Genomic DNA, 16,230 nt, shown 5'->3' with positions numbered 1-16,230 from the left:
CTTTTGCCGCCCATGGAATAAGCGCTAGAGCCTGATTTCTTATAAAAACCGATCTGGAGACGACATGTCCAAGCTTCCCGCCGCCTTGAGCGCCTTGCCGCTGCCCGTCATCGCCTCGCCGATGTTCATCGTCAGCACGCCGCAGATGGTGATTGCGCAGTGCATTGCCGGTGTGGTGGGCTCCATGCCCTCGCTCAACGCCCGCCCGGCTGCGCAGCTGGACGACTGGCTGGCCGAGATTACCGAGACCCTGGCGGCCTACAACCAGGCCCACCCGGACAAACCCGCCGCACCGTTTGCCATCAACCAGATCGTGCACAAATCCAACGACAGGCTGGAGCACGACATGCAGGCCTGCGTGAAGTTCAAGGTGCCCATCGTCATCACCTCGCTGGGGGCGCGCGAAGACATCAACGCGGCGGCCCACAGCTACGGCGGCGTGGTGCTGCACGACATCATCAACAACAAGTTTGCCCACAAGGCCATAGAGAAGGGCGCAGACGGCCTGATCGCCGTGGCCACCGGCGCGGGCGGCCATGCGGGCATCAAGAGCCCGTTTGCGCTGATCCAGGAAATCCGCGCATGGTTCGACGGCCCGCTGGCCCTGAGCGGCTCCATCTCTACCGGCGGTGCAGTGCTGGCAGCCCAGGCCATGGGGGCCGACTTTGCCTACATCGGCTCCGCCTTCATCGCCACCACCGAGGCGCGCGCCGCGCTGGCCTACAAGCAGGCCGTGGTAGACGGCGATTCGGACGACATCGTGCTGAGCAATTTGTTCACCGGTGTGCATGGCAACTACCTGGCACCCAGCATCCGCGCTGCCGGCCTGGACCCCGACAACCTGCCCGAGAGCGACCCCACCAAGATGAACTTTGGCGGTGACACGGCGGCCAAGGCCTGGAAGGATATTTGGGGCTGCGGCCAGGGCATCGGCGCAGTCCGTAAAATCCAGCCCGTGGCCGATTATGTTGCCCAACTCTCCCGCGAATATGCCGAGGCCAAAGCCCGGCTGTCTGTGTAATTTTTACCGGCGCGCTGCGCCTCTGATACCCGTCCGCCCGCCGCTGCTTTGCCAGTGGCGGGCGGACGTTTTTTTGTGACGATGTCGATCTCCATTCCTCACGCTACCCCAGCTTCCCGCATTCCCCTGCTTGACGTGATCAAAGGCCTGGCCTGTGCGCTGGTCGTGGCCCACCACCTGGTGTTTTACGGCCCCATGTCCACCGTCGCCTACCCGCTGGCCAGCGAGCTGATGGACTGGCTGTTTGACTATGGCCGCATGGCCGTGCAGGTGTTTCTGGTGCTGGGCGGCTACCTGGCGGCCAGCACCCTGGCACCCGGCGGCGTGGCCCGGTTCGATAGCCCGTGGCAGCAGGTGCAGCGCCGGTTTGTGCGCCTGTCGGTGCCGTATCTGGCGGCCCTGCTGTTTGGCCTGCTGGCGGCCGAAGTGGCGCGCTATGGCATGGACCACCCGTCCATCCCCAGCGAACCCTCGCTGCCCCAGTTGCTGGCCCATGTGTTCATGCTGCAAGACCTGCTGGGCTACGAGGCGCTGTCGGCCGGGGTCTGGTACGTGGCGGTGGACTTTCAATTGTTTGCGCTGGCGGTGCTGGTGCTGACTGTGGCGCGGCAATGGTCAGCCCGCTGGTTGGCCCCGGTGCTGGTGCTGGGGTTGACCAGTGCCTCGCTGCTGTACTTCAACCTGGACGCCACCTTCGACACCCTGGGCCTGTACTTTGCCGGGGCCTACGGCCTGGGCATGCTGGCCTTCTGGGCCGGTCGCAGCACCCAGCCCTGGGCCTGGCTGGCGGCCCTGGCCCTGCTGGGCCTGACCGCCCTGGTACTGGACTTTCGCGAACGCATCGCCGTAGCCCTGGTCACCGCACTGGTGCTGGGCGTGTTGCAGGCTAGCCCCTGGGCCCGCCAGTGGTCGCCCCTGCCGCGCGTGCAACGCCTGGGGCAGATGGCGTACTCGGTGTTTCTGGTGCATTTCTCGGTGTGCCTGCTGGTCAACACCGTGTTCAGCCAGTACTTCCCCACCCAGCCGTGGATGAATGCCGCAGGCATGCTGCTGGCGTTTGCGCTGTCACTGCGCTCGGGCCAGTGGCTGTACCGCCACGTGGAAACCCGCCGGGTCAGCCTGCCGCAGGCTTTGCGTTTACAGGGCGGGTTTATGGCGGCGGGGTTGTTGCTGATGGGGCTGAAGGCGCTGTAGGGAAGGGGTTGTCTACGTCTACGATCAGCGCCCGTGTGTCCACGGGTGCCTGCTGCGGCCCGTCTGCCGCAAGTGGGCATGGCGTGCCAGCAGGCGCTGGAGCAAGGCCTTGCGTGCTGTGACCAGCGCGTAGCGCAGCCATTCACCGCTGGCGCGCACCAGTTCTAGCGGCTTTTGGTGCCACCGCGCCTGGCGGATATCAAACCAGTGCATGCGCAGCCGGGCACGCGCCAAGGTATGCCAGTGCACAACCGTACCGTCTTGCGCAAGCAGTTCGGTGAGCAAATCGCAGGGATACCGCCTGGGGTGGCGGTAGTGGGCCGGGTACGAGTCCAGAGTGTGCGCGGGCTCGTCATCGCCATCGACCTGCACATGCGTCAGGTCCACAACCTCGCTCTCGTTGATCTGTACCGCCCAGTGTTCGCAATAGGCGGGTTCCTTGACCACCCGCCAACGTACAAACTGCAGGGGCGCCAGCTTCCTGGCGGCCAGCGCAAACTCTACCGACGCAGTCAGGCACATCCCTGCTGCGGCATCGGGGGAGCGTATGCGCCGGTGCTTCGCTGCTGCAATCAAAGTTTTTCGAATGTGGTGGCTATCGGGTGGCTGACCAGACATGCCCCATTGTGGGTCAGGGGTACCGAAACCGTGCTGTGTGCCCCATTTGCTTTGTTACTAAATAAAGTAAGCATTGCAAGTAGGTGTAATTGACTGTGGTCAAGACAGCTTATCGCCCGCGGCGGCGGACTGCCATGGCGGAAACTTCTGCATCACCTGCTCGAAGAGCGCGGACGCTTCAAAATCTACCAGCCATTTTTGCACCTGCGGCCAGGGCTGGGCAGCAAACCAGGCGGCATCCACATGCGCGCATTGGCGCACGAACGGGGCGATGGCCATGTCGGCCAGCGTGGGGTGGGGGCCGAACAGGTAAGGCTGTCCGGCCAGGCGTTGCTCCCACTCGGAAACCATATGCCCAATCGCATCCCTGTGCTTATCCGCTGGGCGTGAGCAGCTATCGTCTTCGTAGCGCCCCGGGTATTTGTAGCGGTCCAGATGGTGTTTGAAGGGGCCGTCCACTTGCGCAACCAGCGCCAGCATTTCCGCCAGCGGCGCGTGCAGCCAGCCTGCGGGGTCGTGGCGCTCTAAAGCCCAGCGCATGATGTCCAGGCTCTGCTCTAGGACTTGTCCATCGGGCAGCACCAGCACCGGCACAGTGGCTTTGGGGGACGCGGCCAGCAGCTCCGGCGGCTTGTTGCGCAGCACCACTTCGCGCAGTTCCACGGTTTGCCCGCTTACCGCCAACGCCAGCCGCGCGCGCATGGCGTAGGGGCAGCGGCGGAAGGAATACAGGACGGGCAGCGTCATTTGGCGAGCTTTGCGCCGACGTGCACCGTCTGGCGCTCACCTGCCAGCGCCATTTGCCGCTCGCGCTCGCGGTAGCCCTGTTTTTGGGCTTCGGTGGTCTCATTCACACAGCGGGCACAGGCCACGCCGCGCTCGAACTGGAGGGAGGCCAGGTCGGCCTCGGTCAGCGGGTGGCGGCAGGAGCGGCACAGCTCCAACCCGCCGGGCACCAGGCCATGGCCGACCGAGACGCGCTCGTCAAACACAAAGCACTGGCCGCGCCACAGGCTGTCGGCCTCGGGCACGGTTTCCAGGTATTTGAGGATGCCGCCTTCCAGGTGGTAGACCTCGTCAAAACCCTGGGCGCGCAGGTAGGCAGTGGACTTTTCGCAGCGGATGCCCCCGGTGCAGAACATGGCGACCTTGGGTTTTTTCGCCAGCGGCTGGCCCTCGGCGCGGGCCTGTTCCACCCATTCGGGCAGCTCGGCGAAGCTGCGGGTGTGCGGGTTGAGTGCGCCCGCAAACGTGCCGATGGCCACCTCGTAGTCGTTGCGCGTGTCGACCACCACCACGTCGGGGTCGCTGATCAAAGCGTTCCAGTCTGCGGGCTTCACATACTGCCCGGCCAGTTGCGTCGGGTCCACACCGGGCACACCCAGGGTGACGATTTCGCGCTTGAGCCGCACCTTCATGCGGTAGAACGGGTCGCGGGTGGCTGTGGCCTCCTTGTGCTGCAAAGCTGCCAGGCGCGGGTCGCTGCGCAGCCAGGCCAGCACCGCGCGCACACCGTCGGGCGGCCCGGCGATGGTGCCGTTGATGCCCTCGGTCGCCAGCAACACCATGCCCTTGACCCGGTGCGCCTCGCAGCAGGCCTGTAGGGGAGCCTGCAGGTCGGCGTAATCGGGCAGGGCGACGAACTGGTAGAAGGCGGCGGTCAGGAAATCAGGCATACGAGAGCAGGCAAGGACAGGGGCGGCAGTTTAGTGCACGGAAGCGCGCGGATGCTCCGCAAAAAACCGCCACATCTCCGCCGACGCATCCGGCCCCAGTGGGTCGGTGTAGCTGCCTTTGGCGCTGCCGCCCGACCAGGCGTGGCCTGCGCCGTGCAGGGTCCAGTTCTCGGCGATGCTGCTGCCGTCGGCGGTTTGGTAGGTGGTGCGGGTGTAGCTTTGGCCCCGAGCGGCCTGGCCTTCGCTGGTTTGGGCGGTGGTGGTGGCCTGGCCGATGGCGGTTTGCAGCACGGCTTGGGCGTTGTGCGGGTGCACGGTTTTGTCGGCATCGCCGTGGAAGACGATAGTGGGCAGTTGGGATACGGCACCGGCGGCGCTGCGGCCATTTTTCATGACCGACAGGGCGGTGATCACGTTGCTGGCCACGCCGCAGGCTAGGCCGGAATGCACGCCCACGGCGGCAAATACGTCGGGGTGGGTGTGTCCCAGGATGCTGGCCATGGCACCGCCTGCGGACAGGCCGGCCACGTAGACGCGGGCTGGGTCGATGGCGCGGGTGCGGGTGACTTGCTGCACCAGGGCGGCCAGCCAGGCCGCTTCACCGGTGTCGCGCTGCTGGTCGGCGGGGGTGAACCAGTTCCAACAGCGCTGGGCGTTGGCCTTCTGGTTTTGCGCGGGGTAGACCACCACAAAGCCGTGCTCCAGCGCCAGGGCGTTCATGCCGGTGCCTGCGGCGAAGTCGTCGGGGTTCTGGGTGCAGCCGTGCAGCATCAGCACCAGGGGCAAGGGCTGTGCGGGTTGGGCGATGGCGTGCGGCGGGGTGTAGAGCTTGTAGCTGCGGGCGGTGCCTGCGTGGGTGAACGTGGCTTCGGTGAATTCGCCGGGGCCGTCGTTGGAGGCGGGTTCCACCGGGGTGTGCAGGGGGCGCACCGGTTCGGACACGGGCTGCGGCATAGGGCGCGCCACCACGTCGATGACATCGCTGTCGGTTTTCCAAGGCGATGCTGCGGGCGGTGTGGACGAAGCCGTGGCGCGGCCCAGCGCCTGCTGGATGGCGCGGGTGGCTTCTTGCAAGCTGCCATTGCGGGTAAGCCGGGTGGCTTCCTGGAAGAGTTTTTTGAAAAGGGCGCTCATGGATTCTTTCGGGGGGTTAGATGCAACGGTGGGCCAGGGCGGCTTTGACTTCGGGGCTGGCTTGCAGGGAACCCAGCACCTCCAGGGTGTCGATAGTGGCCAGTGCCAGTTCGGCGGGCACGTCGTGGGCAATGGTGGCCAGGCCCAGCACGCGGATTTGCAGTTTCTGGTTCGCGGCTTGCACCGCCAGCAGGTCGGCCTGGCTGAAGTGCTGCAGGCCCAGCACCAACATCTTGCGGGCTACCACCTGTTTGACGGCATCGGAATGCTGGGCCAACTGGTTGCGGATGGCCGTGCGGATGAAGTCGGTACGGTTGGCGTAGAAGCTTTCACTGACCAGCAGGTCAATGTGGCCCAGGTCCACAAAGCCGAGGTTGATGGTGATTTTTTCGGAGTCAGGTAACTTGGACCTGACTGCGGGGAGCGAAGGGGAGAGAGGGGCAACAGCTTTTGAGGACATGCCCGGAGTTTAAACCATCCGGTTGGATGGTATGTGGATGGCAAATTAAATACCGCTTTGCCTAAAGGGCTACCGAAAATTTATACGAAATCGGCACCTAACGCTTATTTAATAAGCACGAGCAGCTATAAAAAATAGCAGCAAAACGTTCAGGGGGTCTTTTTCACATCGCTGCGTCGGCGTTTTTCGCTTTGGTGTTCGGCCACCAGTGTGATGCTGCCGTCGGCGTTTTGCCGCTCCAGCCGCACGTTGAAGCCCCACAGCGTGGCCATGTGCTTGAGCACGGTGGCGCTGGATTCGCCCAGCGGGCGGCGCTGGTGGGCGAAGTGGCGCAGGGTGAGCGAGCGGTCGCCGCGCAGGTCGACGTTCCAGACCTGGATGTTGGGCTCGCGGTTACCCAGGTCGTACTGCTCGGAGAGCTGCTGGCGCAGGGCGCGAAAGCCGCTGTCGTCGTGGATGCTCTGGATGTCCAGCGTCTTGCGGGCATCGTCGTCCAGTACCGAGAAGAAGCGGAACTCACGCATCAGCTTGGGCGACAGGTATTGGGCGATGAAGCTCTCGTCCTTGAAGTTGTGCATCGCAAAGTCAAAGGTCTTGCGCCACTCGGAGCCCGCGATGTCGGGGAACCAGGCGCGGTCCTCAATGGTCGGCTCCTCGCAGATGCGGCGGATGTCGCGCCACATCGCAAAGCCCAGTGCATAGGGGTTGATGCTCGAGAAATGCGGGCTGTTGTAGGGGGGCTGGTAGACCACGTTGGTGTGCGACTGCAAAAACTCCAGCATGAAACCGTCGCCCAGGCGGCCTTCGTCGTACAAGGTGTTGAGCAGGGTGTAGTGCCAGTAGGTGGCCCAGCCTTCGTTCATCACCTGCGTCTGGCGCTGGGGGTAGAAGTACTGGCCGATCTTGCGCACGATGCGCACCACCTCGCGCTGCCAGGGGTCAAGCAGCGGGGCGTTTTTTTCCACGAAGTACAGCAGGTTTTCTTCGGGCTCCAGCGGGAAGCGCTTTTCTTCGCGGCTCTCTTCGGCCTCGGCGCGGGGGGGCAGGGTGCGCCACAGGTCGTTCACCTGGGCCTGCAGGTACTCGGCGCGCTCCTTGAGGCGGGTGGTTTCCTTCTCTAGCGACAGGCGGGGCGAGCGCTTGTAGCGGTCTACGCCCAGGTTGCTCAGGGCGTGGCAGGCATCGAGCAGTTGCTCCACAGCCTCCATGCCGAAGCGCTCTTCGCACTGGGCGATGTACTTGCGGGCGAACACCAGGTAATCCACGATGGCATCGGCGCTGGTCCACTGCTTGAACAGGTGGTTGCCTTTGAAGAACGAGTTGTGCCCGTAGGCCGCATGGGCGATCACCAGCGCCTGCATAGGCAAGGTGTTTTCGTCCATCAGGTAGGCGATGCAGGGGTCGGAGTTGATGACGATCTCGTACGCCAGGCCCATCTGGCCGCGCTTGTAGCGGTTTTCGGTGGCCAGAAAATGTTTGCCAAACGACCAGTGGTGGTAGTAGACAGGCATGCCGATGGAGGCGTAAGCATCCATCATTTGCTCGGCGCTGATGACTTCGAGCAGGTGCGGGTAGCCGTCGAGCTGGTAGCGGGCCGCCACCTCGCCTATGGCCTGGTCGTATTCTTCGATGGCCTCGAAGGTCCACTCGGAGCCGGTGGGTAAGAGTTTCGGCTTTGTCATGCGGTCAGGCCCTGCGTTTGAACAACTCTCGGAACACGGGGTAAATGTCGGCCACGGTGGCGATGCGCTGCATGGCGAAGCTGCCTTGCTGGGCGGCGGCCAGTTTCTGGTATTCCTCCCACAGGTTTTGCGGTGGGCCGTCGGTTATTTCGATGTAGGCAAAAAACTGGGTCAGCGGCAGGATGGATTCCTCCAGCAAGGCCTTGCAGCGGGGCGAGTCGTCGTGCCAGTTGTCGCCGTCCGAGGCCTGCGCACCGTAGATGTTCCAGGCGTTGCTGGGGTAGCGGGCGACGATGATTTCGTGCATCAGCTTCAGGGCACTCGACACCACCGTACCGCCGGACTCGCGCGAGGTGAAAAAGTCGTCTTCGTCCACCTCGGTAGCCACCGTGTGGTGGCGGATGAACACCACCTCGATGCGCTCGTAGTTGCGCGTCAAAAACAAATACAGCAGCATGAAGAAGCGCTTGGCCACGTTCTTGCGGCCCTCGTCCATGGAGCCCGACACGTCCAGCAGGCAGAACATCACCGCCTGGGTGGTGGGCTGGGGCACGCGCACGCGGTTGTTGTAGCGCAGATCGAAGGTGTCCACAAAAGGCACGGCCTCGATCTTGGCGCGCAGCTTGGCGATGTCGCGCCGGGCTTGTTCCACCTCGGGGTCATCTTCCGGGCGGGTGGTCAGCAGATCCATCAGCTCGGCTTCCAGCGCCCGCAACTGCGCCGCGTACGGCCCGCCGATGGCAATGCGCCGCAGCGCCGCACCGCGCATGGTGCGGCTGAGGTTGATGTTGGTGGGCACCCCGGTTTGCACAAAACCGGCGCGGATGCGGCGGTACTGCTCGATGCGGGCGAGCTGCAGCTTGACCAGATTGGGCAGGGCCAGCTCGTCGAAAAAGATGTCCAGAAACTCGTCGCGGGTGAGGGTAAAGACGAACTCGTCCAGCCCCTCGCCGTCCTGGCTGGCCTGGCCCTTGCCGCTGCCTTTGCCACCGCCGCTGGGCGGGCGCTCCACCTGGTCGCCGCGCAGGAAACGGTCGTTGCCGGGGCGTACGGTTTCCCAGACCCCGCCCTTGCCGTGCTCAAACTGCGGCTCGCCGATGTCGCGGCCCGAAATGCCGATTTTTTCGCCGTTGTCCAGATCCTTGAGGCCGCGCTTGTTGACCGCGTCGGACACGGCTTTGCGGATCTGGCCTTTGAAGCGCTGGATGAAGCGGCTGCGGTTGACCGAGCTTTTGTGCTTGCTGTCGAACCTTCGGTCTACGATGCGCACACTCATGGAGACTCCGTTCAAGAGAGTGAAGATGCCTTCTGCACAAACCTTCTAGGACGACTTGCGTACCCGCAAATACCATTCGCACAGCAGCCGCACCTGCTTCTCGGTGTAGCCCTTGGTGATCATGCGGTTCACAAAGTCCTGGTGCTTCTTCTGCTCTTCGCCGCTGCCCTTGGTGTTGAACGAGATCACCGGCAGCAGCTCTTCGGTGTTGGAGAACATCTTCTTCTCGATCACCGCGCGCAGCTTCTCGTACGAGGTCCACAGCGGGTTGTGGCCGTCTTGGCGGGCGCGGGCGCGCAGCACAAAGTTGACCACCTCGTTGCGGAAGTCTTTCGGGTTGCTGATGCCAGCGGGCTTTTCGATTTTTTCCAGCTCGTCGTTCAGCGCGCTGCGGTCCAGCATTTCACCGGTGTTGGGGTCGCGGTATTCCTGGTCCTGGATCCAGAAGTCGGCGTAGACCACGTAGCGGTCAAAAATGTTTTGGCCGTACTCGGAGTAACTCTCCAGGTACGAGGTCTGGATTTCCTTGCCGATGAATTCGGCGTAGCGCGGCGACAGGAATTCCTTGATGTAGCGCAGGTACTTTTCTTCCACCTCGGGCGGGTACTGCTCTTGCTCGATCTGCTGCTCCAGCACGTACATCAGGTGCACCGGGTTGGCGGCGACCTCGCGGTGGTCGAAGTTGAACACGCGCGACAAAATCTTGAACGCAAAGCGCGTGGATAGGCCGGTCATGCCCTCGTCCACCCCCGCAAAGTCGCGGTACTCTTGGTAGCTCTTGGCTTTGGGGTCGGTGTCTTTGAGGTTCTCGCCGTCGTAGACCCGCATCTTCGAGAAGCTGCTGGAATTCTCAGGCTCTTTCAGGCGCGACAGCACCGAGAACTGGGCCAGCATGCGCAGCGTGTCAGGGGCGCAGGGGGCCTTCACCAGCGACGAGTTTTCCACCAGCTTTTCATAGATGTGGATTTCGTCCGACACGCGCAGCGAGTACGGCACCTTGACGATGTAGATGCGGTCCAGGAAAGCCTCGTTGTTGCGGTTGTTCTTGAAGGCCTGCCATTCCGCCTCGTTCGAGTGGGCCAGGATCAGCCCGTCGAACGGAATCGCGCCAAAGCCTTCGGTGCCCTTGTAGTTGCCCTCTTGTGTGGCGGTGAGCAGCGGGTGCAAGACTTTGATGGGGGCCTTGAACATTTCCACAAACTCCAGAATGCCCCGGTTCGACAGGCACAGCCCGCCCGAGTACGAATACGCATCCGGGTCGTCTTGCGAAAACGTCTCGAGCTTGCGGATGTCGATCTTGCCCACCAGGGCCGAGATGTCCTGGTTGTTCTCATCGCCCGGCTCGGTCTTGGACACGGCAATCTGCGACAGCACCGAGGGGCGTAGCTTGACCACCCGGAACTGGGTGATGTCGCCGCCAAACTCCTGCAGGCGCTTCACCGCCCAGGGGCTCATGATGGTGCCCAGGTAGCGGCGCGGGATCTTGTAGTCGGACTCCAGCAGGTCGGCATCCTCGCTGGGGTTGAACAGGCCCAGCGGCGACTCGTGCACCGGCGAGCCCTTGATGGCGTAGAACGGCACTTTCTCGATCAGCGCCTTGAGCTTTTCGGCCAGCGACGACTTGCCGCCGCCCACCGGGCCTAGCAAGTACAGGATTTGTTTCTTTTCTTCCAGGCCCTGTGCCGCATGGCGGAAGTAGGCGACGATGTGCTCGATCACCTCTTCCATGCCGTACAGGTCTTTGAAGCTGGGGTAGACCTTGAGCACCTTGTTGGCAAAGATGCGCGACAGGCGCGGGTCGGTGCGGGTGTCGACCAGCGCGGGCTCGCCGATGGCCATCAACATACGCTCGGCCACGCTGGCGTAGGCCGAAGGGTCCCGTTTGCACAACTCCAGGTAGTCTTGAACCGACATCTCCTCTTCCTGGGCCTCGGTAAATCGGCCTTGGTAGCGGGTGAAAATGGTCATGGCATTCTCCTAGGTGTTGTGCTGTTAGCGGTTGTATGGGGCGTATGGGTCAGAGTCGCAAGGCTCGTGGGAAGTTCTTCTATTTATGTTTTAAGACTTACGCAGCGGGCTGCGCAATTCTTGTGTGTTTTTAATCAGCTTTGAATTCATCATAGAGCCTTAGCCCCAGCGTGTGTCAAGTAAGGATAAAGGCCATTTAGTTAAGTATCTCTAGGAGCCGGTCGAGCCCGCCGGTGTTGATGGCCACCATGGCCTGGGCGCGCACCGCCGGTTTGGCGTGGTAGGCCACCGACAGACCGGCCACGCCCATCATGGGCAGATCATTGGCACCGTCTCCCATGGCAATGGCCTGGTGCGGGCCAATGCCCATCTGGGCGCAGGTTTCCAGCAGCATCTTGCGCTTCTCGTCACCGTCGCAAATGTCGCCCCAGGGCTGGTCCACCATGCGGCCGGTGAGCAGGCCGCCCTCGGTTTCCAGGTGGTTGGAGCGGGTTGCATCAATGTGTAATAAGTCACGGATCCGGTCGGTAAAAAATGTAAAGCCGCCGCTCACCAGCAACACTTTCATGCCCGCCGCCTTGCAGGCCGCCACCAAAGTGGCCGCGCCGGGGTTGAGTTGCAGGCGCTGGGTGTAGACCTGCTCCATGCTGGCCACGCTTACGCCCTTGAGCAGGGCCACGCGCTGGCGCAGGCTGTCTTTGTAGTCGGTGATTTCGCCGCGCATCGCCGCTTCGGTGATGGCCGACACCTCGGCCTTGCGGCCCGCGGCATCGGCGATTTCGTCCACGCATTCGATGTTGATCAGGGTCGAATCCATGTCGAAAGCGATCAGTTGGTAGTCGGCCAGGCGCAGCGGTGGTGTGATGCCTTGGATGACGAGGCCGGGGGAGATTTCGTGCGGGAGGGACATGGCGAATTCGGTTAAAAAGATGCGGTATTTTGCTTGAGCCCCAGCGCCTGCCAGGCGGTTGAATCCAAAAGCCCGCACGCTCCGTATTCCCTGCAACTACGTTTGTATCCGGATATGTCTGACAATCCGCCCCATGCGCCCAACCACACCCGCCCGTTCACTTAACGCACTTAACCCGGACACCGAACTCATGGAACTGCTGGACCGCGTCGCCCAACGCGATGCACTCGCCCTCAAGGCTTTGTACGAGCACACCTCGTCCAAGCTCTTCGGCCTGGCAGTGCGCGTGGTGGGCAACCGTGAATGGGCCGAAGACGTGCTGCAAGAGGCCTTCATGACCATCTGGCGCGCCGCAGGCGACTACCGCGCCACCCTCAGCCCGCCCATGGCCTGGCTGGGGCTGATCGTGCGCAGCCGCGGCCTCGACTTTTTGCGCCGCCGCACGGCCGACCGCAGCGGCGTGACGCAGGAACTCGATGAAGTCATGGCCGAGACGCTGGAGGGCGACAGCCCCAACCCCATGGACACCACCCACGCCAGCCAGCAGGCCTGGGCGCTGCACCAGTGCATGGCGCGGCTAGAAAACCGCCAGCGCGAGGTGGTCAGCCTGGCCTATCTGCGCGACCTGAGCCACGGCGAGCTGGCCGAACAGCTCAAGCTGCCGCTGGGCACCGTCAAGACCTGGATCCGGCGCGGGCTGGAGCAGCTGCGCACCTGCATGGCGCGGTTTGCGTGAGGGCCCGACCATGAACCTGATCCAACACCCTGAACTTTTAGACAAACTGGCCGCCAGCTACGCCCTGGGCACGCTGCGCGGTGGTGCCCGCCGCCGCTTTGAAACCCTGGCCCGTGAGCAGGCCCCGGTGCGCGCCGCCGCCCTCATCTGGCAAGCCCGCATCGGCAGCGTGGCCGAGCTGCAAACCGAGATCCTGCCCGAGCCCGTGGTATGGACGCGCATTGACAACCTGGTGCAGGCCGACGTGCAGCGCCAAGCCATGCGCGATGCCCACGCAGCCCCGCCTGCAACGGGTGGCTGGTTGCGCAACCTGTTCCTATGGCGCGGCGCGGCGGCGGCCGGTGTGGCGGCAGCCATCGTCGCCATGGTGGTCGGTGTGGACCAACGTACCCAGCTGGGCACCCAGATCGCCAGCCTGCAAACCCAGCTGCTGGCCACCCCGCAAATCACATACGTGGCCGTGCTGGCCGACGGCAAGGCCGACCCTTCGATGCTGGTGACCTTTGATGCGCGCAGCAACAAGCTGCTGTTGCAGCGGGTGGGCGGCTACCAAGAAGCCAGCGACAAGTCGCTCCAGCTCTGGGCCTTGCCACCCAATGGCGGGCCGCGCTCGCTGGGCGTATTGGGCACCGACAAGCTGCTGCGCCTGACCGCCGGAGAAGGCGATGTCCAGCAAGTTCCCACCCTGGCCATCACCCTGGAGCCCAAGGGCGGCGTACCGGTTGGATCTGGCCCCACCGGGCCGGTGCTGTTCAAGGGCGCTTTGATCCAGAAAATGCTGTAGGCGCGCTAAATCTGATTTTCAGGGCACTTTTTATAGGCCATATCAGCCTTTAGCGCTTATTTAATAAGCGTGAGTAGCTACTGTTTTTGATATTAAAAAAAATAGCAATCCGACTCAGGGCTTTTGCGCCAGTGCCTTGTCGATGGCCGCCAGCAGCTTGGGGCTGTCGGGCCCGGTCATGGAGCTGTAGCTGTCCACCACCTGGCCTTTGCGGTCGATCAGGTATTTGTAGAAGTTCCAGCGCGGCTCCTGGCCGGTGGCCTTGACCAGCTCGGCGTAGAAGGCGTTTTTGCCCGTGCCCGACACCACCGACTTGCCCAGCATCGGGAACTTCACGCCGTAGGTGTTGAAGCAGAAATCGGCAATCTCCTTGGAGGTTTTGGCCTCTTGCGCGAAGTCGTTGGACGGAAAGCCCAGCACCACCAGGCCCTTGTCTTTTTGTTTGGCGTACAGCGCCTCCAGCCCCTCGAACTGGCCCGCAAAGCCGCAGTAGCTGGCGGTGTTGACCACCAGCACCACCTTGCCGCTGTACTGGCACAGGTTCTGCGGGGCTTCGTCTTGCAGGCGGGGGAATTGGTGCTGCAGCACGGTGGGGCATGCGCTTTGCGCGAAGGTGGGGAGACTGCTGGCGGCTAGCGCCAAGACAAAAGCGTAGAAAGTGGGGTGCATGGCGGTCTCCTGGGTTGCGGCTAACTCTAGTGCTTTTGCATCAGCGCAGCATTCCCAGGGGTTGTTGCGAAGGAGATGAAGGCCTGCAAGGCGGGCGTGATCTGCTTGTGGCGCGGCACGATCAGGTGGCATTGGCGCTGGATGGCAGGCCAGGGCGTATCCAGGCAGCGCAATTGCCCTGCAGCCAGCTTGTCCTGCACCACCCAGCGGGACAGGCAGGCAATGCCCAGGCCGTGCACGGCGGCCTGCTGCATGGCCTCGGAGCTGCCGAGTTCGATGCTGCGTCGGTAGGCATGCAGGTGCGGGAGCAGGGCCTGGTCGGTGGTCTCGCGGGTGCCCGAGCCGGGTTCGCGCAGCAGCCATACGGCTTCGCGCAGGTCGTCCAGCGATGCCGCTTTTTCTTGGGCCAGCGGGTGCGTAGGCGCCGCCACCAGCACCAGCGTGTCTTGCAGCCAGGGTGTGACCTGCAGCGTGGCCTCGTGGCAGGCGCCTTCGATCAGGCCCACGTCCAGCGAAAAGTCGGCCACCGCGCGGGCGATGTGCCCGGTGTTGCCGATCTGCACCCTGGACTGCCAGGCGCTGGCCTGCGCCGATGCCTGCCAGGCCGCCCAGCCACCCAGCAAGGGCGGCAGCACATAGTTGCCAATGGTGGTGCTGGCACCGATGCGCAGCGACTGGGCCTGGTTTTCACCAACGCGCGCCATCTGCTCGATGCCCGCCGCCCCGTCCAGCAGGGCCAGCGCGCGCGGCAGCAGGGCGCGGCCGTTGTCGTTGAGCAGCAGGCGCTTGCCCACGCGGTCAAACAACTGCAGCGACAGCAGCCGCTCCAGCTCCGTCACGGCCGAGCTGGTGGCCGACTGCGACAGCGCAATCGCCACACTGGCCGCCGTGGTGCTGCCGCTGTGGGCTACGGCCACAAAAATCTGCAATTGGCGCAGGGTCAGGCGCAGTACATCCATGGCAAAGCCTTTCGGTCGCTTTAAGTATCGGTTGCATACCGACTACATGAATGGATTCTAAGAAAACAAGCTGCTGGATGGATATATTTCGCTGGCTATCCACCCCAGACCGAGGGCGAAAAAGGCGAGATCACCACCGGCTTGTGTGTGAACCGCAAGGGCGGCGGCTTATTCGGGTCGGCGCAGCACCATCACCAAGATTTCGCCCTGCCGTTCTTTTGGCAAGCCATCCAAAGCAGCAATAAGCTGCGCGAAGATTCTCATCCTCCACCATGTTCGAACAGCATTGAACGGGTCGCCAAAGGTCTCCACGCGAACTACCTGAAAGCCGGCCTCTTCAGCGCCCTCGGCAAGCTGCCACGTTGCCTGCGGTGAGATGTGGCCGTGCTGGGAATGTTTCGCTTCGAACCATTGGCCGCGCCCCGTCCGGCAAAACATGGCTTTAGAAACGGGATTCTCGACGTTGGGAGTGGTGATGACCGCGATACCCCCAGGCTTGATAAGAGTCCGGCAATTGCGCAAGAAATGACGGGCGTTCTCCAAGTGCTCGACAATTTCGACTGCGACAACCGCATCGCAAGGCTCGCGGTCCAGGACCCAATTCTTTGAGTCCAGATCGATCATCCGGAACGGTACATCCGGGGCCTTGAAGTTCTCTGCCACGGCATCCGTCGCCATTACGTCATACCCGAGATCGAACAAGCGCAGCGAAAGCGCTCCGGCCCCAGCAGCTAGCTCGACCACCGAACCCGTCGGCAAATTGCGGGCAAGAACCTTGCTCACGTGCTCATGCAGCCCGGGAAGGGAATGAATGCGTAGACCACGGTAGCTGTTGCCGTTGACGGTGGTCTCCGCGGCCATTTCCCGATAGGGTTGTAAGCGCGCCCGGATCATGTCCTGCTTGTTTGCTGTCATGGGTTTTCCAGATAGCTGAAAGTTACAACATGATACGCGTCGGGAAATCCGAGCTTAGGGGTGTTCTGCTTTAAGCGTCTTCAAGTAGTTGCCAATGGTGGTGCTGGCACCGATGCGCAGCGACTGCAGCTCCGTCACCGCCGAGCTGGCCGCCGTGGTGCTGCCGCTATGGGCCACGGCCACAAAAATCTGCAATTGGCGCAGGGTCAGGCGCAGGACATCCATAGT

General features: G+C 63.0%; 17 protein-coding genes. 4 read left to right on the top strand and 13 right to left on the bottom strand.

Features of this window, described 5'->3' with window-relative positions; genetic code table 11:
- Positions 1-64 precede the first annotated feature (64 nt).
- Together AC097O_RS10900 and AC097O_RS10895 are read left to right on the top strand one after the other, a co-directional pair.
- Positions 65-1,021 (top strand): NAD(P)H-dependent flavin oxidoreductase, encoded by a 957-nt coding sequence (locus AC097O_RS10900; RefSeq protein ID WP_479592796.1) that lies wholly within the window; start codon positions 65-67, stop codon positions 1,019-1,021.
- Between the two features lie 135 nt (positions 1,022-1,156).
- On the top strand, positions 1,157-2,215 hold the full coding sequence (locus AC097O_RS10895; RefSeq protein ID WP_479592795.1) for an acyltransferase family protein: 1,059 nt from the start codon (positions 1,157-1,159) through the stop codon (positions 2,213-2,215).
- Between the two features lie 24 nt (positions 2,216-2,239).
- On the opposite strand, the gene AC097O_RS10890 is transcribed toward AC097O_RS10895, so the two are convergent.
- From AC097O_RS10890 to serB, 9 genes are all read right to left on the bottom strand, one after another.
- Positions 2,240-2,737: a hypothetical protein gene (locus AC097O_RS10890; protein ID WP_479592794.1), complete on the bottom strand. Its 498-nt coding sequence runs from the start codon at positions 2,735-2,737 to the stop codon at positions 2,240-2,242.
- A 195-nt stretch (positions 2,738-2,932) separates the two neighbouring features.
- A complete protein-coding gene (locus AC097O_RS10885; RefSeq protein WP_479592793.1) occupies positions 2,933-3,580 on the bottom strand; it encodes a glutathione S-transferase in 648 nt (215 codons plus the stop codon).
- The gene (gene trhO, locus AC097O_RS10880; protein WP_479592792.1) at positions 3,577-4,509 is read right to left on the bottom strand and encodes an oxygen-dependent tRNA uridine(34) hydroxylase TrhO; all 933 of its coding nucleotides are present in this window, start codon (positions 4,507-4,509) and stop codon (positions 3,577-3,579) included. The genes AC097O_RS10885 and trhO overlap by 4 nt, the downstream gene beginning before the upstream one ends.
- A 30-nt stretch (positions 4,510-4,539) precedes the next feature.
- Complete coding sequence (locus AC097O_RS10875) at positions 4,540-5,643, bottom strand: extracellular catalytic domain type 1 short-chain-length polyhydroxyalkanoate depolymerase (RefSeq protein WP_479592791.1); 1,104 nt, start codon at positions 5,641-5,643, stop codon at positions 4,540-4,542.
- A 16-nt stretch (positions 5,644-5,659) separates the two neighbouring features.
- Complete coding sequence (locus AC097O_RS10870) at positions 5,660-6,103, bottom strand: CopG family transcriptional regulator (RefSeq protein WP_479592790.1); 444 nt, start codon at positions 6,101-6,103, stop codon at positions 5,660-5,662.
- Between the two features lie 149 nt (positions 6,104-6,252).
- The gene (locus tag AC097O_RS10865) at positions 6,253-7,785 is read right to left on the bottom strand and encodes a SpoVR family protein (protein ID WP_479592789.1); all 1,533 of its coding nucleotides are present in this window, start codon (positions 7,783-7,785) and stop codon (positions 6,253-6,255) included.
- Between the two features lie 4 nt (positions 7,786-7,789).
- Entirely contained in the window at positions 7,790-9,061 is a 1,272-nt protein-coding gene (locus tag AC097O_RS10860) for a YeaH/YhbH family protein (RefSeq protein WP_479592788.1), read from the bottom strand.
- Between the two features lie 45 nt (positions 9,062-9,106).
- On the bottom strand, positions 9,107-11,029 hold the full coding sequence (locus AC097O_RS10855; protein WP_479592787.1) for a PrkA family serine protein kinase: 1,923 nt from the start codon (positions 11,027-11,029) through the stop codon (positions 9,107-9,109).
- A 196-nt stretch (positions 11,030-11,225) separates the two neighbouring features.
- Entirely contained in the window at positions 11,226-11,939 is a 714-nt protein-coding gene (gene serB / locus AC097O_RS10850) for a phosphoserine phosphatase SerB (protein WP_479592786.1), read from the bottom strand.
- Positions 11,940-12,072: 133 nt separating this feature from the next.
- Between serB and AC097O_RS10845 the strand changes: the two genes are divergently transcribed.
- Positions 12,073-12,675, top strand: coding sequence for an RNA polymerase sigma factor (locus AC097O_RS10845; protein WP_479592785.1), 603 nt, complete (start codon positions 12,073-12,075; stop codon positions 12,673-12,675).
- A gap of 10 nt (positions 12,676-12,685) precedes the next feature.
- On the top strand, positions 12,686-13,459 hold the full coding sequence (locus tag AC097O_RS10840; protein ID WP_479592784.1) for an anti-sigma factor: 774 nt from the start codon (positions 12,686-12,688) through the stop codon (positions 13,457-13,459).
- A gap of 114 nt (positions 13,460-13,573) precedes the next feature.
- Here the strand turns inward: AC097O_RS10840 and AC097O_RS10835 are convergent, their stop codons facing one another.
- From AC097O_RS10835 to AC097O_RS10820, 4 genes are all read right to left on the bottom strand, one after another.
- Positions 13,574-14,128 (bottom strand): glutathione peroxidase, encoded by a 555-nt coding sequence (locus AC097O_RS10835; protein ID WP_479592783.1) that lies wholly within the window; start codon positions 14,126-14,128, stop codon positions 13,574-13,576.
- A 26-nt stretch (positions 14,129-14,154) separates the two neighbouring features.
- On the bottom strand, positions 14,155-15,087 hold the full coding sequence (locus tag AC097O_RS10830) for a LysR family transcriptional regulator (protein WP_479592782.1): 933 nt from the start codon (positions 15,085-15,087) through the stop codon (positions 14,155-14,157).
- Between the two features lie 168 nt (positions 15,088-15,255).
- Positions 15,256-16,002 carry a class I SAM-dependent methyltransferase gene (locus tag AC097O_RS10825; RefSeq protein WP_479592781.1) on the bottom strand — a complete coding sequence of 249 codons (747 nt, stop codon included), beginning with the start codon at positions 16,000-16,002 and terminating at the stop codon, positions 15,256-15,258.
- A 54-nt stretch (positions 16,003-16,056) separates the two neighbouring features.
- Positions 16,057-16,227, bottom strand: a complete 171-nt coding sequence (locus AC097O_RS10820; RefSeq protein WP_479592780.1) for a hypothetical protein — start codon at positions 16,225-16,227, stop codon at positions 16,057-16,059.
- Positions 16,228-16,230: the final 3 nt, after the last annotated feature.

The organism is Rhodoferax sp. LS1P39, assembly GCF_056521425.1.
Note: the sequence above shows the minus strand (reverse complement) of the source record. Positions and strands in the feature narration are given on the sequence as shown.

Coding starts and splice junctions, on each gene's coding strand:
- AC097O_RS10890 (WP_479592794.1), bottom strand. CDS start 2,737: ATGTGCCTGACTGCGTCGGTAGAGTTTGCGCTGGCCGCCAGGAAGCTG.
- AC097O_RS10825 (WP_479592781.1), bottom strand. CDS start 16,002: ATGACAGCAAACAAGCAGGACATGATCCGGGCGCGCTTACAACCCTAT.
- AC097O_RS10875 (WP_479592791.1), bottom strand. CDS start 5,643: ATGAGCGCCCTTTTCAAAAAACTCTTCCAGGAAGCCACCCGGCTTACC.
- trhO (WP_479592792.1), bottom strand. CDS start 4,509: ATGCCTGATTTCCTGACCGCCGCCTTCTACCAGTTCGTCGCCCTGCCC.
- AC097O_RS10860 (WP_479592788.1), bottom strand. CDS start 9,061: ATGAGTGTGCGCATCGTAGACCGAAGGTTCGACAGCAAGCACAAAAGC.
- AC097O_RS10885 (WP_479592793.1), bottom strand. CDS start 3,580: ATGACGCTGCCCGTCCTGTATTCCTTCCGCCGCTGCCCCTACGCCATG.
- AC097O_RS10830 (WP_479592782.1), bottom strand. CDS start 15,087: ATGGATGTACTGCGCCTGACCCTGCGCCAATTGCAGATTTTTGTGGCC.
- AC097O_RS10855 (WP_479592787.1), bottom strand. CDS start 11,029: ATGACCATTTTCACCCGCTACCAAGGCCGATTTACCGAGGCCCAGGAA.
- AC097O_RS10820 (WP_479592780.1), bottom strand. CDS start 16,227: ATGGATGTCCTGCGCCTGACCCTGCGCCAATTGCAGATTTTTGTGGCC.
- AC097O_RS10835 (WP_479592783.1), bottom strand. CDS start 14,128: ATGCACCCCACTTTCTACGCTTTTGTCTTGGCGCTAGCCGCCAGCAGT.
- serB (WP_479592786.1), bottom strand. CDS start 11,939: ATGTCCCTCCCGCACGAAATCTCCCCCGGCCTCGTCATCCAAGGCATC.
- AC097O_RS10840 (WP_479592784.1), top strand. CDS start 12,686: ATGAACCTGATCCAACACCCTGAACTTTTAGACAAACTGGCCGCCAGC.
- AC097O_RS10870 (WP_479592790.1), bottom strand. CDS start 6,103: ATGTCCTCAAAAGCTGTTGCCCCTCTCTCCCCTTCGCTCCCCGCAGTC.
- AC097O_RS10900 (WP_479592796.1), top strand. CDS start 65: ATGTCCAAGCTTCCCGCCGCCTTGAGCGCCTTGCCGCTGCCCGTCATC.
- AC097O_RS10865 (WP_479592789.1), bottom strand. CDS start 7,785: ATGACAAAGCCGAAACTCTTACCCACCGGCTCCGAGTGGACCTTCGAG.
- AC097O_RS10845 (WP_479592785.1), top strand. CDS start 12,073: ATGCGCCCAACCACACCCGCCCGTTCACTTAACGCACTTAACCCGGAC.